The organism is Kosmotoga pacifica, assembly GCF_001027025.1.
Classification (GTDB): Bacteria; Thermotogota; Thermotogae; order Petrotogales; family Kosmotogaceae; genus Kosmotoga_B; species Kosmotoga_B pacifica.
Genome location: NZ_CP011232.1, coordinates 1,709,041 through 1,724,237, shown reverse-complemented (window position 1 = coordinate 1,724,237; position 15,197 = coordinate 1,709,041). Strand labels below are relative to the sequence as shown.

The 15,197-nt window shown below is 43.1% G+C and carries 11 protein-coding genes; 4 read left to right on the top strand and 7 right to left on the bottom strand.

Translation table 11 applies throughout. From position 1 onward, the window contains the following. The first annotated feature begins 114 nt into the window (after nt 1–114). Nucleotides 115–2,268 (top strand): efflux RND transporter permease subunit, encoded by a 2,154-nt coding sequence (locus IX53_RS08055; RefSeq protein ID WP_047754908.1) that lies wholly within the window; start codon nt 115–117, stop codon nt 2,266–2,268. Here the strand turns inward: IX53_RS08055 and IX53_RS08050 are convergent. From IX53_RS08050 to arsB, 5 genes are all read right to left on the bottom strand, one after another. Further along, entirely contained in the window at nt 2,265–4,421 is a 2,157-nt protein-coding gene (locus IX53_RS08050) for a Tex family protein (RefSeq protein WP_047754907.1), read from the bottom strand. The two genes, IX53_RS08055 and IX53_RS08050, sit on opposite strands and share 4 nt — an antisense overlap. Continuing rightward, entirely contained in the window at nt 4,418–5,359 is a 942-nt protein-coding gene (locus IX53_RS08045; protein WP_047754906.1) for a pyruvate kinase, read from the bottom strand. Before IX53_RS08045 ends, IX53_RS08050 begins: the two co-directional genes overlap by 4 nt. Before the next feature lie 126 nt (nt 5,360–5,485). Beyond that, nucleotides 5,486–6,256 (bottom strand): metallophosphoesterase family protein, encoded by a 771-nt coding sequence (locus tag IX53_RS08040; RefSeq protein ID WP_047754905.1) that lies wholly within the window; start codon nt 6,254–6,256, stop codon nt 5,486–5,488. Between the two features lie 12 nt (nt 6,257–6,268). After that, nucleotides 6,269–6,589 (bottom strand): ArsR/SmtB family transcription factor, encoded by a 321-nt coding sequence (locus tag IX53_RS08035; protein WP_047754904.1) that lies wholly within the window; start codon nt 6,587–6,589, stop codon nt 6,269–6,271. Continuing rightward, complete coding sequence (arsB, locus tag IX53_RS08030) at nt 6,586–7,659, bottom strand: ACR3 family arsenite efflux transporter (protein WP_047754903.1); 1,074 nt, start codon at nt 7,657–7,659, stop codon at nt 6,586–6,588. The genes IX53_RS08035 and arsB overlap by 4 nt, the downstream gene beginning before the upstream one ends. A 279-nt stretch (nt 7,660–7,938) precedes the next feature. Between arsB and IX53_RS08025 the strand changes: the two genes are divergently transcribed. Further along, a complete protein-coding gene (locus IX53_RS08025) occupies nt 7,939–8,574 on the top strand; it encodes a hypothetical protein (RefSeq protein ID WP_047754902.1) in 636 nt (211 codons plus the stop codon). An 84-nt stretch (nt 8,575–8,658) separates the two neighbouring features. On the opposite strand, the gene IX53_RS08020 is transcribed toward IX53_RS08025, so the two are convergent. Continuing rightward, nucleotides 8,659–9,558, bottom strand: a complete 900-nt coding sequence (locus tag IX53_RS08020) for a TolB-like translocation protein (RefSeq protein WP_047754901.1) — start codon at nt 9,556–9,558, stop codon at nt 8,659–8,661. A 329-nt stretch (nt 9,559–9,887) separates the two neighbouring features. Beyond that, entirely contained in the window at nt 9,888–14,132 is a 4,245-nt protein-coding gene (locus IX53_RS10640) for a clostripain-related cysteine peptidase (protein ID WP_053001260.1), read from the bottom strand. Between the two features lie 709 nt (nt 14,133–14,841). Here IX53_RS10640 and IX53_RS08005 point away from each other — a divergent pair. Both IX53_RS08005 and IX53_RS11190 read left to right on the top strand, forming a co-directional pair. Beyond that, nucleotides 14,842–15,048 carry a hypothetical protein gene (locus IX53_RS08005; RefSeq protein WP_156173137.1) on the top strand — a complete coding sequence of 69 codons (207 nt, stop codon included), beginning with the start codon at nt 14,842–14,844 and terminating at the stop codon, nt 15,046–15,048. After that, nucleotides 15,036–15,167, top strand: a complete 132-nt coding sequence (locus IX53_RS11190; RefSeq protein WP_273230350.1) for a hypothetical protein — start codon at nt 15,036–15,038, stop codon at nt 15,165–15,167. The genes IX53_RS08005 and IX53_RS11190 overlap by 13 nt, the downstream gene beginning before the upstream one ends. Nucleotides 15,168–15,197 lie beyond the last annotated feature (30 nt).

Below are 15,197 nucleotides of genomic sequence, written 5' to 3'. Positions count from 1 at the left end.
GATATCATTACCTTCATTTAATCTCTGCTCTCTTTTCACTTAGTAATTCTAAATTGATTATGGTTTATAATTTAAATGATTAAATAATTAAACTATCGAAAGAAGGTACAAAGCGTGAGCAAAAAAACTTCAACCGCTGTCATTATTTCCTTTGTAATGCTTTCTATCATCGTTTTTTCCTTCCTGCCCGGACTCAGCTATGGTTCCACAGAAGAACTCACCTTCAGAGAGGGCGAAACTTCTGATAATCTCCCTGACAAACTCCTGATAATCGTGAAGACTCCTAATATCTTGAATCCGGATAATTCAGTTTTGCTATATAATGTGGTGAAAGCCCTCAAACAGGTCGATGGCGTCCTGAAGGTCAATTCCATTTTCGATGCAGCGGATATTAGCCTGAGAGGATTAAGTATAGATGGAAAACCCTACTTCAACGAAGGTATTCCCGAAAAAAACGCTTCTGAAATCCTGACCAATCCCCTCTACGTCGGTAACCTCATTGATTCGGAAGGCAAGGTAGCTTTTATCGCTCTCGACGTCAAAGCTGTGGACCTGCACGCAGTAGAAGAAATATTGAATGAACTCCCGAAATCCTTCGAATACAACATGACAGGAACACCCGTTGTGGATTACGGCATAGAAAAATCTGTGAACCAGCTCATATACATCTTTCCACCAGTCCTCTTCTTCTTGATGTGGCTCATTTACTTTTTCAGACTCGGTGATGCGAGAGCAGCATTGCTTCCGCCTCTGTTCGCTGCTCTCGCAGCGGGCTGGACATACGCTATTGCCGCTATCATTGGAATAAAACTGAACATTCTGACTTCAACGGTAGGACTATTCGTCATTGTCGTCAGCTCCTCATACGGCTTGCATGTAATTGACAGGTACCTATTATTCCGTTCGAAACAGGGGCACACAGGTGCTCTCGTGCACGCCATAAAAGATGAGGCGCCTTCGCTCTTCTTATCGGCACTCACAACGGCTGTTGGATTCTTGACCTTTCTTTTCAGTTCCATGGCCGCCATGAAAGAACTGGGCCTACTCGTCTCCCTTGGTGTGGGGTTCAGTTTTGTTTTTTCCCTGTTCGTCATACCTGCCTTTATCTCTTTAATCGATTTCAAAACACACCATAGCAGGCTTACAGTGAAATTCAAACTCGGGGGAAAAACAGGCGTAATGGTCTCAGCCATTCTCTTTATATTGCTGTTGATATCACCCTTTTTCATAAAAAACCTGAAAGTTAACTCAGATCAATTCGGCTTTTTCAAGAAGGGCTCTGAAATTGTGAAATCCGCAGAAACCAGCAGAGAATACTTCGGCTGGGTGGTTCCCTTTTATGTTAAGCTCCATAAGGTTAAAGGAAGTTTCACAGCGAAAGATGCTCCGGTTATAGAGAACATATTGAGTGATCTCAATTCCGTTGAGGGTGTTAGGGGAACAAACTCAATCATGGACATAGTTGACAGTTTCAATGTACCCTTACCTATTATGATGATTTTCTCTCGAAGTGAACAGGGGCGGGAGATTCTCTCCGAATTTGTGGATGGTGATACCCTCAGGATAATGGTGAAGACTCCACAAACAGACGCCATTGGCGCTGTAGAATTGAAGAGAGCCATTGATGAAGTCATGCAAAAATACCCGCAGTATGATTATATCGTGAGTTCACCTTTATTGAACTTTGCTTCGCTGAACACAAACACATCGAAAAATCAGATATTGACAATATTCACGGCCTTTGGCATGATATTTCTACTACTGCTTGTTATCTTCAGGAGTTTTCGGTTAACGCTCATAGCGATCGTCCCCATCGTTGGTACGACCATACTGAATTTCGCGTATATGACTGTCTTTGGTTTGACTCTCGATATCGGCACCTCTATCGTGGCCGGTATGCTTATGGGCCTGATAATAGATTATTCCATCCATTTAATGCTCCGGTATCGGATATTGAGAAAGCATTATGATAAGCCAGAAGCGATACAAAAGGCCATGGACGACATAGGCCCCGTCATCGTGGCAAGTGGTCTCTCCCTCGTCGCTGGTTTCAGTTCCCTCTTCTTCACACCCATGAAGATTTATTCCGACCTCGCCATACTTCTCGTGCTGGGGGTTGCCACTGGAGTGGTTATGACGCTTTTCATTGTGCCAACATTGTTAAGTTTCAGCATCACAACAAAAGTGAAAACCCCAACACGGAAAAGCTCCTACAAGGGAAAACCTATCATATCGGAACCTGCAAGCGTTATAGAAAAAAGAGATTAGTTTTCTTCTCGGACAAGTTCTAAAGCTATCCTTCCACGCTCCAGATCCACAGAGAGAACTCTGACCTTGACTATCTGACCCACCGAAAGGATCTCCAATGGATCCTTTATGTTTCTACCCATCTTCGATCGGTGGATGAGACCATCCTGTTTCACACCAATATCTACAAACGCACCGAAATCCACGACATTTCTGACAGTTCCTTCCAGCAGCATACCCGGTGAAAGCTGTTCCATGGTGAGCACATCGTCCCGCAGTAGGGGTTTGGGAAGCTCGTCCCTGGGATCGAGCCCAGGTTTCTTTAGGGCATCCACAACATCACGGACGGTTATCTTGTTAAAACCCGTCTCTTCACAAAAGGCGTCAATATCAAACTCTTTCAGTAGAGCTTCTACTTCTTCTCTGTTTGTAGTAAGGTCTTCCGGTCTCTTCCCAACACTTTCCAGTACGGCAGTCGCAATGTGATAAGATTCCGGATGTACCGTTGTACTATCGAGGGGGTTCTCACCGCCTATGATCCTGCAAAAGCCTGCGGCTTGTTCGAAAGCCTTTGGACCAATACCGCTAACTTTGAGGAGTTCATTTCGGTTCTTGAAGAGCCCGTTCTCTGCCCTGTACTTCACAATGTTATCCGCACTCTTTTCGTTCAGACCGGATATGTATTTGAGCAGATGTTTTGAGGCAGTATTCAGGTTGACACCAGCGTAATTAACTGCGGATTCTACTTCTCTATCGAGGGTTTTTTTGAGTTTTTTGCTATTGACATCGTGCTGATACATCCCCACCCCGATAGATTCGGGTGGTATCTTCACGTATTCTGCTAGCGGATCCTGAACCCTGCGAGCTATGGAAATCGCTCCACGGGTGGTCACGTCATAATCCGGGAACTCCTCGATAGCCACCTTTGAAGCGGAATAGATCGACGCACCAGCTTCAGAAACGATGAGATATTTACAGCTAAGATGGTTTTTCTTGATCGTTTCGGCGATGAACAACTCCGTCTCACGCGAGGCGGTACCATTCCCGATGGAGATTATCTCGACATTCAACAGCTTTACTGCTTCTACTACCTTCATTTCTGCCTGAATGATTTCGTTTTTCGGAGGGGTGGGATATATGGTGTCATAGTAAAGAACAGAACCATCCTTTCCTATAACGGCCAGCTTGCAGCCTGTCCTGTATCCGGGATCGATGCCCATAACGACTTTGGAACCCAGCGGAGGCTGCAGGAGCAAATTCTTCAGATTTTTCGAAAAGACCGTTATGGCACGGTTCTCGGCCATCTCTTTGAGTTCGTTCCTGATCTCTCTCTCTATAGACGGCAGCAGCAGGCGCTTCAGAGAGTCTCTGACGGCATCGACCAGCTCGTCGTAATAAGCGAGTCGCTCATCGAAATTCAGAAGCTTCAAAACCATCGGTGTGAGATCCCCTGAAATTTCTACGCTGACCTTTAGCACCTTTTCTCTTTCCCCGCGGAATATGGCGAGGACTCTATGGGGAACAAGTTGTGGGATGGGCTGGCTAAAATCGTAATAATCCCTGTATATACCTTTTTGGTCCTCACCGTCAGCGCGTTCTGAACGTAGGTGACCACGTCTTTTTATTATCTCCCTGAGCCTGTTTCGAACCTGGAGGTTTATAGAGATCTCTTCGGCGATTATGTCTCTCGCACCAGCGATGGCGTCTTCAGCAGTCTCAACACCCTTCTCCGGGTCGATAAAGCTCCTGATCTTCTCATCTGCTTTTTCAAGGTTCGTCTTCAGCAGTTCGGCGAGGGGAACCAGGCCCCTCTCCCTCGCAATGTCAGCTCGCGTCTTCTTCTTACTTTTGTATGGAGCGTACAGGTCTTCCAGTTCCTGAAGGCTCCTCGCACCAAGGAATGCTTTCTTCAGTTCAGGAGTGAGTTTCCCCCGTTCCTCCACAAGCCTGATTATTTCATTTTTCCTCTCGTAGAGCTTTTTCAGATGCTCCAGCAGGTCAGAGATCTCCCTGAGTTGGATTTCGTTGAGTTCACCAGTCTTTTCCTTACGGTATCTTGCTATGAAGGGGATTGTCTTACCGTCCTCAAGGAGCTCAATGGCGTTTTTCACCTTCCATTCTGCAATACCGAGTTCCTTCGCTATTTCCGCTGAAAAATCTATACTCTCTTTCATCCTGTAACCTCCCGAATAATCTTGAGCGTCTCGATCGGGTACTTACCTGCCACTGTTTCGTCCGAGAGGACGACGCCGGAATAACCGTGTCCCACTAGATCAATTAGATGGCAAACCTCACTTCTCGTTGGCGCTGTATGCTCTATCATGTGCTCGAGAACTCCGCCTGCCATGAGCACAGGAACGGAGAACTTCGGCATCAGCTGGTTAAATCGGCGGTAGAATCGCGCGAGCCTGCCAAGCCCAAGCTGAGCTCCGAGATCACCCCTGCAGAGCCAGAGCTCATCAGCTGCAGAAGCGATATCCATTACCGTGTTTATGGACAACTCCCTCTCTATTTTCGCAACAACGAACCTACCTGAAAGTTCCTTGAGCTCTTTTACTTCCTGTGGTGAAGAGACAAAGGAGAGGGCGTATCTGACAAACTCGTATCCTCTCGTTTTCTCGATGATGAAGCGGTCTATGTCGGTAAGACCGGTCAGTTCTGGCGGATGGGGAGAAATGTTTAGACCTTTCGCTCCCTCAACCGTGCCTCCTCTGAGCACTAGGGCTCGAACGACGTCCCTTTCAACAGAGAGGATTTTTAACCTGATTTTTCCGTCAGAAAGCGACAAAGTCATGTCAGGTGACAGGTACTTCAAGATTCGCTCATCAACGATGAGAGAGTTGCTCTTTGAAGTATCAGTGGTTAGTTCAATTTGCTGTCCTGCTAAAAGTTTCAACTCAGGTTGATACCTACTTAGGCGGAGCTTGTTACCCTTGAGATCTATATACACTGAAACTCGTTTCTTCATGCTCCAGAAGAAGTCCAGAAAATCCAGAAGCTGAACAATACTCAGGTGTGAAGAATTTATCCTCAACCTGTCTGCACCGCCGTTGATAAGATACTCCACCTGTTTCTTGTCTGAGACTGTGGCAACTATTACGAAGCTCTTCAAGAAAACACCCCCAGATAAATTATAAAACTTGGGAGTGCTTATTATTTATTTGCTCTGTAAACCTTTCTCCAAAAAAACATGCCCCTTCAAGGGCATGGTTTATGATCAAAACCTTTTCTATATCACTCAAACAAAGAACCCTCGTTTTTCCATCTTTCTACTTTCTCCCATATCGAAGGTCGTTCCCAAGGCGAGGACTGTGGCAAGTTCCATAGGAAGTTTATGCTTTGCCAGCTTTTCTATCGTTATTTTTACCGGATAGCTGACCCTTACAAATTCATGCTTCAAGGAACCTTTGTTCACATCGACAATCAAATAACAGGCTCTGGGGTCTCCGTCTTTCGGACGGCCGACACTGCCGGTGTTGAAAATGAGCTTGCAGTTTACCCAACGTGCCATGGGTAGGTGGGTGTGTCCGCTGATTATCACATTGGCTGATATTCCCGTCGTTACCTCCACAAGTCGTTCCGCAGGAGTGTTTGGCTTTATATACTCCAGCAGATGGTTCAGAGGGCTTCCATGCACCAGGAGAAACTTGACCTCTTCAGCCTCGAATTCCAACTTGTGTGGTAACGATTTAAGAAACGTCTTTGACTCTTGGGACGTGTTGGCGATGGACCAGTTCAGAGTGATATCGCCTACTTCCGCCTCGCGACCTAGATTGTAGGCACAGCCGCAGCTTTCCCTTTCATAAGCAACAGCGTCATCGTAGTTCCCCATCACTGTAGGGATATTCAAAGCCTTGATTCTCTGAACAACCATTTCCGAGTCAGGCCCATATCCCACCAGGTCCCCCAAACAATATATCTGATCCACTCCACGTTTTTCGATGTCTTCAAGTGCCGCTTCCAGCGCTTCCAGATTTCCGTGTATATCTGAAATGAACGCAAGCTTCATATTGAACCTCCCTTAGTGGCAGAGCCCTTTCAACTCTTTCTTTGATATTGAATATTCTTTCTTCGCCAACTCTATGATCTCCTTCAAAAAAGCCGCCGGTAATTCCGCAAGGCTATAATATCTCCATCTACCCACTTGCTTGACTCCAATTAGCTCCATATCGAGTAGCTCCTTCAGGTGCCTTGAAACTGTGGGCTGGGGCACGTTGAGCAAACTGTTGAAGTTACAAACGCACAGCTCACCATATGTGTCTATGAGAGCGAGTATCTTGAGGTTCAGCTCTTTGCTCAGGACCTTTAAAACTTCCGATAGTGAAATTTCTCTCGATTTCATCGGGTATCTCCTCTTCCGTACGCCAATTTTTCGAACAGGAATTTTTCCCTATTCCTTTTCATTATAGCAACAAGCGAGAGCATCACGGGCACTTCCACAAGAACGCCAACGACGGTGGCGAGAGCAGCTCCAGAATCCATACCAAAGAGTATAAGCGCAACGGCTATGGACAGCTCAAAGAAATTAGAAGCTCCTATGAATGTAGATGGAGCAGCTTCTGGATAATTTATCTTGAGAGCTTTGGTGGCTAAATAACCAATGTAGAAGATCAGATATGTCTGGAGCATCAAAGGTATGGCTAAAAGGAGAATATGCAGAGGGTTTTCGATTATCGTCTTGCCCTGAAACATGAAGACAAATACCAGGGTAAGTAGAAGCCCGAGCTTTGTGAATGGGTCAAAGCGGGGAATGAACTTTCCATTTAAATAAGCCTTGCCCTTACTCCTGATAACCCCCTTCCGCGTTAACACTGCCAGTGTCAAGGGAATCGCCACATAGAACACCACGGACCAGAAGATCGTGGAGAAAGGTACCGGAAAACCCGTTGACACACCTATAAGTAATTTTCCCAGTGGTGCAAAGAGGAAAAGAATGATCAGATCGTTCACCGCTACCTGCACCAGAGCATAGTTTATGTTGCCTCTGGCGAGATAAGTCCAGACAAGAACCATAGCAGTGCAAGGAGCGAGCCCAAGCAATATCATCCCCGCCACGTATTCATTGGCAAGGCTTTCAGGGATTATCCCCCCGAAGATGAATTTCATAAACAACCAGGATATTAAGGCCATGGTAAAGGGCTTTATAGTCCAGTTGACTACAAGGGTGACGAACAATGGCTTCGAGTTTCTCTTAATGTTGATTATCTCTTTGAAATCGATCTTCAACATGATTGGATACATCATGAAAAGAAGGACCACAGCAACGGGTATCGAAACATTGGCGATCTCCCAGCTACCCAGCTTATTGGCATATTCGGGGAAAAGATTCCCCAGAACCGCCCCAAAGATCATTGCGAGGCCTACCCATATAGACAGATACTTGCTGAAAAAATCCAGTCTCTCTTCACTCATACTCATCTCTCCAGGATAGATTTATATTCTCATATTCGAATATATAAATATTATATCCGGAAAAACCTATGTTTTTCAAACCAGGATTTACTTTTGAATTACAGAACCGTGCATTCCAAAGCGATAGATATCGAACAAACCCGAAATTGCACCGAAAATTTGCAATCTGAATTTAATTTCAAAACTCTAAGCGAACTCTAAGGATGGTCTAAGTTTGTTCTAAGGAAGAGCCACTATCATAGTGGTGAAGATCAACATTCCCCAACGGAGGTGGAAAACATGAAAAAGGGTATCATTGTAACGACATTAGTGGCGGTTCTCGTTCTCAGCGTCAGTATCTTCGCTTTCGGTCCACGCTGGAACGACCAGGCAGCGCCGGAGACGAGGGGCAACATGATGTACAGGGCCAACGAGGACTTCGAACCTCTCCATCAGGACTGCGACGACATCTATTCCAACGGTGAAGACACTACAATAGAAGGCACCATCATCGAAGTCGAATACATGCCCATGGAAATCGAAGTGGAGACGGCAGACGGTATCGTGGAAGTACACACGGGCCCCATCTGGATGTACTCTGGCATAGAGTTCGCAGAGGGACAGAGTGTCGTTATCGAGGGTAAGCTCGTGACGGTCGATGAAGAGAGCTTCGTGGTACCTTCGAAGATAACGATAGACGGAACGGAGATAGTGCTGAGGACAGACGAGGGCTTCCCTGCCTGGATGAGAGGCGGGATGATGAATCAGGCACAATCCCACGGCAGGAGCCATGGAGCGAGAGGCAATTTCCAGAATGCCCCCAGAGGCAGAGGGAACTACCAGAATGCACCACAGCAGGGTAACTTCAGGAACGCACCAGCACGTGGCAATTTCGGCAGCAGAGGCAGCTACGGACCTGGAAACTGCCAGAGATAATTCCCGTACACCCCCCAAATAAAAACGGGAGCGAAAGCTCCCGTTTTATGCTGTATTAAACCCTAAAATATCCATTCAAAACATTCATTCTTCTGGAAGGATTGGTTTGATTCTGTAAATATCACCTTTCGAAGAAAAGTATATAAAACCATCTGAACCCCAATGAATCGACCACAGATCTTCAAGTCCTTCTACAATTACAGTAAGCTTTCCTCCATATAAATCCGAAAATGCGATACTATCTTCTCCATATTGAAAAGCTAGCCATTTTCCATCCGGAGATACCACGGGAAATGTATAATTCTTATTGTTGCCGCTAAGTATAGTGGAAACCAGACCATTTTGCACATCAATTCTTATGATTTCGTAGTTGCCATTGGGCAACTCATGGTCTGCATATATGTATTTTCCATCTTTTGACCAAGTTGGTGATGTTCCCTCACATAAAACAGAATAGAATGGTCTATTTCTTTCTATCACGCCCAAATACGCGGTCATACTTGGATCAAGAAAGTGGAATGCAATTCTTTCCCCATCGGGACTGACGGAAGGTTGCAGATTAGTTCGTGTAGCGAAAGGTGTCATGGTCAAGTAAGTGTACGCTGGTGAGGTCAACGAGCCTTCACACAAAAAAATTCCATCATTTTTTACTAAACCAAAAACATACTTGCCTTCTTCTGGGATTGGCCAAGCAGCTGTTGCGTTTTCCCTAAGAAGAGAAGTGGATTTGTTTTTGAGGTTCATCAAAACGATTTTCCTTGAAGACTCAGTAACTGAGGTGAAAATGATACTTTCTTCATCGAGAAGCCTTGGAAATACCTCGTACTCTTTTTTTGTGCTGGTAATTTGCTCAAATTGTGTTCCTTGCAAAACTATTGGACCACTTTCTCCAGATACCATCGCCAAAAATAGTCCACAGCCCGAAGTAAATAGCATTACTGTTGTTAGCATTACGATTAAAATCAACCATTTTACTAATTTCATAAATCTCCCCTCCCCTCGTGTTATATGGCTTCAAGAGATTTTTGATTCATTCAAAAAGAGGTACATACACGGGTTTATATTCTATTTTCCAGTTGGGAATATAATCACCATAGAATTCACTCCAAGTTGCAAAAAGCTGTATCCAATATCCTGAAAGTCCTCTGTCTTCTCCCCATGAATTTTTTAATATTCAGACAGGTCCGTAATATCCTGTAAGTTCATCATAATAGTCGTCAATCCATCCTAGCAATACAGCGTACCCTCCTTTCGGCTCATTAGCAGCGAAATAAACACCTCACTATAAGAACTAAAAAGGCTTAGTAAAATACTCAAAAGTTTATTGCTTCTAAATCGATACCAACAGGTTTTATGTGTTCCCCTGAATCATAAGGTTTTACATATGGATTGGATAATATAGAAACCAAGATCGCTCCACCACCTCTGATAGACTCTGGAAGGGTTTCAAAAAGTTTTGTTTCAATAGTGGCAAAATCAGGATCCCCTTTAAAACCAAAATATCCAAATTCTTGCCTTAGATTCAAGGCAAGTCTGAAGTAGGTCATGAACCTTCCAAAATCGAGTTGAGAATCTACATGGTTGTGAATGGCATTTTCAACGCACCGATAGTCGTTGTTATAATCCATCAAAATTTCTTTGAAAATGGTATTTCCGGCCCCAGCTTGAATTCTTAAATATTGGCCAAACAAATATGAAAGAGCATAGTTAGACAAGACATCACCATACCTATCCCAATAAAGCAAAGAGTGACCATTGGATATGCTTGAAGAAGCATTATAATAGCTGATTCTGTCAGTTTGAACACCTTCATAGATATGTTCGGCAGCCATTGAAAGTGCTTCATTTAGCCATGTATCCATAGAAGCACCGAATTCTACAAAGACATTTCTATTGAAATTGACCATATGCTGAAACTCATGAACAAGTGTAGAATAAGCCTTACTCACATCAATTGGATCAGTAGAGGGATAGTGCATGGTAGGGTAAGTATCAATATAGAAAATCTCCATTTCATTTGAAGTTGGATAATAGTCCTGTGAATACAAATCAACCGGACTAAAATAGCCAGCAGTATAACTGCCCACCGTTTCGAAGTTGTCCTGGATATCAAAACAAAGGATAGCTACCTTTCCATCAGCATTTACATCTGAAGGGGTATAGAAATTATTGACAATAAGAGAATAGATTATATTATCAAATTCAGCGGCTAACTGGTCTGCCATCGCTGTGTTAATTTCACCAGGGTCTTCAACCCAAATTTCACAATAATTTCCAGAGCTTTGTAAGGTAGCTTCAAGCAAGTAGTCACTATTTGTTCTAAAGTCATGAACCCAAAAGTATCTTGCAACTCCTATTTTACTTGGGGTTCTATTTCTTTCATTAGGACCCACTATTTTATCAACAGTCGCATCTTCGGGAAGTTCAAATAGATAGTCGACTCTGTACGCTCCCAGAGGAAGACCTTTCGGGATTTCTAAAGATTTCGAACCCTCCGAATTTAACGTTCCAATAGGTTCGAAATTATCCCCATCCACTGATTCATTGCTCAGCAGAATTATATCCCCATAATAGTTCGGGCCGTACAAGTCAACACCGAGTTCCCAATCGGGGTCGATAATATGTCGTACCAATATTTCCCACCAATTCCACCAAAAATCAAGTTCGTAAAAACTATCATAGAATGAATTATATACGTTAAGGGAATCAGGGAAGAATATACTTGTTCCTTTTGAGTTATTCGTTCCTCCTCTTACAGTAGAATAGGGAACAGCGGCTGTTAGATCGTACCAGGCTTCTAAAGCCAAATCCTTAACATTTTGAGTTACTTCATCATCGTAATATATATACCCGAGGAAATCTCCCAGATCAACTATCAAATTTGAACCATCATAATACTGAGTGAGATTCGGGTAATACACGTTCAGAATCTTTGACTTAATGCCATCATCGAGAATGCTATCTAATTCATAAGAGAAAGCATTAATGGAATTGTAGAGTTCATCCAGATAACTCAGGTCCCAAACCGCGAGACTCAGTTTCGGTGTTGTGGGCAAAGAGGCAACATAAGAGTCAACTATCAACTTGCCAACTTCGAAAGGAGAATGATAAGCCTCGATATCATCAAGAAAACTGTAATCCCAACCGCTTCCGGGTTCTGTAAAAGCAGATGAAACAAAATAACTTGCCGTATCTTTCAACTGATAAGCAATTTCGACAGAGCTCATAAGGCAGGCGTCCATTCCGAGGATATCAAAGCCAGCACCATTGGTGGCGCTTATAATGGCATTTTGGACATCTCTGATTCTCAGGAATGTGTTGTTGGTATCATCGTAAATAATCCCTCTGGTACGCGGTTCGTTTTCATCAAACCACGCAAAACCGTGATTCCAGAGCACCAATGCTTTGTAATTCGACTCAATGCCGTAAAAACCACTTATGAGAGCCTCAAGGGTCTCAGGAGAACCTGAATCTACCTCTATGCCCAAAGGTTCGTCGTATATTGTTCCCGCTTCGTCAAGCATGAAAAGAAAATCATCTGTAACTCCTGAAAGTTGACCATCACCACTCTCTAAGTATGAAACATCTGCAATTCCTACGATTGCTATTCCGGGATTTGTTGTAGACATTTCAATCAAATCAAAAATTGCACTAGATTCGAGATTGTTATCTGCTCCCATTAGAATCAAGAATATCCAATTTGGAGTCAGTACGTTTACTTGGAAATTGCTATAAATATTGGGATAATCTACAAGGTATGCCTTTACGGTTTCAACACTACTTTCACTGAAATATCCATCCAAACTTGCTATACCATTACTATCTGTATAAACAATCGGGTCGACATCTACTTTTGATTTATCTGTGAGATTCAATATTTGTGAACTCGAAGAGCTGAAATTAAAAGCGACCGGTATGTTAGGAACTGGATTATCAAAACGATCTCTAACGGTCACTGTAATGTGTGCCCATTTACCGGTATAATGCGTTTCATTATCGGCTTCGATGTAGTAAGATGTTTGGTAAACAGCTACCGCATTTTTAGGTGAATCTATCGTTAGGTTCAATGAAGAATTTGAACTCACATTAACTCCATTCACTTCCCAGTGGTCGAAGGTATAGCCTGTTACTGTTGGTGCGGTGAAAACATGAACGGTGCCTGCTTCATACCAGCCTGCTCCCGCTATTGTGGCTATACCCGCAGGGCTTGCTCCCGTCTCGACTTTGTATTCCTTTTTCATCTCTGCTGTATAGGTGATGTCTGCTGTCACTGTTATCGTTCTGCTTGGATTGGTATTGCCGTCGTTCCACTGATCAAAGGTGTAACGTGTATCTGCTCCTGTAACAGCAGGTTCTTTGTCCACTTCTTGCGGTGTGGTCACCTCGAAGGTCACAGAAGTGTTGTAAGAAAAGTTCAGCGTCTTTGGTGAAGTGTAATTTGAGCCATTTATTACAATTCCAAGTCCCGTATCAGGTGAGGTGGTGATAGTTAGTGCATAACTGTTTAAAGTGTAGACAGCAACAACTTTCTTAGGTGAATCTATCGTTAGGTTCAATGAAGAACTTGAACTCACATTAACTCCATTCACTTCCCAGTGGTCGAAGGTATAGCCTGTTACTGTTGGTGCGGTGAAAACATGAACGGTGCCTGCTTCATACCAGCCTGCTCCTGCTATTGTAGCTATATCCGCAGGCTTTGTTCCTGTCTCGACTTTGTATTCCTTTTTCATCTTTGCTGTATAGGTGATGTCTGCTGTCATTGTTATCGTTCTGCTTGGATTGGTATTGCCATCGTTCCACTGATCGAAGGTGTAACGTGTGTCTGCTCCTGTAACGGCCGGCTCTTTGTCCATTTCTTGCGGTGTGGTCACACCAAAAGTCACAGAAGTGTTATAGGAAAAGTTCAGCGTCTTTGGTGAAGTGTAATTTGAGCCGTTTATTACAATTCCAAGTCCAGTATCAGGTGAGGTGGTGATGGTCAGTGCATAACTGTTCAAACTGTACACAGCAACGACTTTCTTCGGCGAGTCAATGGTAATGTCAATGGGATTCACTGTACCCGCATTAATTCCATTCACTTCCCAGTGATCGAAGGTATAGCCCGTTACTGTTGGTGCAGTGAAAGTTTGAGTAGTGTCTGCTTCATACCAGCCTGCTCCTGCTATTGTAGCTATATCCGCAGGCTTTGTTCCTGTCTCGACTTTATATTCAGATCTCAACTCAGCTACGTAAGTAGTATTGTCCAAAATTTTTATTGTCCTGGGATTTGCCGTTACTCCATCATTCCATCTGTAAAAAGAATACCTAACGTCATCACCTGAAACCGCACTCGAACTGTCTTCAATCTTTTCCATTATTTGGATAACATAACTATCGTTGATCTTCATTTCTAACGTTACTGGTGAAATGTAATCGACACCATCTACTTTGAGTCCCGTAGAAACGGGAACGGTTTGAATTGTTACGCTGACAGTCATCTTTGAACAAGCTGTAACCAGAAGAAACAAGCTAACAAAAATTAAGAAAATAACGTATTTTATCACTGTTTTTTTCAACATATCTTTCCCTCCTGGTGTTCAAAGTAAATCCTAATAGATAAAAATATGTAAAATAACTTCCAACTTCTCATGTGTTACCCAAAGTCGGGCAAACCTAGCTTATTACCTACACTAAATATTTTTGAAAGTATCATTTGTAACACGATGCGCCAAAAAAACAAGATAAGTAAACATCGTTGTTATACTACCATTTTTATCAAAGAAAAATCAATAAAATACTTGTTGTGTTAACCCAAGAGTAAAATTCCACCCCACCAATCATGTGAATGTAGATTCGTATCTGAAAGATATTGCTTATTTCAGCTGACAAGATTTCCAAAGATCATGAAGAACATTATGATAAACAGATTTATTGAGTGAATACTATGCTCCAGTTTTTCGCTTTGAGCAACTAAAACAACCTTTGCAAAATGCTGGATACTCCAAATCACATGTTATGACATCACTGGTAATAGTTATTATCAGGGGTGATATTATGTATTTTGATCCTCCGCCAAAAAAACAATTAGGCGAGATTTGTTTAACTGAGAAAAGGAATTGAATGATCTTCATCAGATTGATGACCCAATGGTAATCATCTTAGGCCCTCGAAGGCTTCGAAAGACATTTTTATCAAAAGTGTTTGAATGAAACAACCTATCCCCATATTTCTGCCGATTGCAAGGCTTGGAAAGTAAGCGAAACTGCCTTAGAGAGCTTTCACAAGCATTTGAAGAAATTGAGTAAACTCACAAGAAAGGATAAGATGCCGATTGACTGGCTAAAAAAGATTGAAGGAATAAATAAACTTGGCATTGAAATTAGTTTGAGCAAGAAGGACGAAGAGCTTTCTATTGTCAACCTTTTTGAAGCACTAGATGATTGGGCAAAGAGAAGACCTCGAATAGTGCTGAAGTCGTCGTTATGGAAGAATTGAGAAGTCTCCGTGAAAACAGCGAGAGATATATAGAAATACTCGAAATCATCGCAACGAGAATAGATAACCAAAGCGGTATAAAAGCCGCTGTTGAGTTCAAAAAATACAATTACAGGTGATACTTTTTCAAGAGCACTAAACTGACTCGT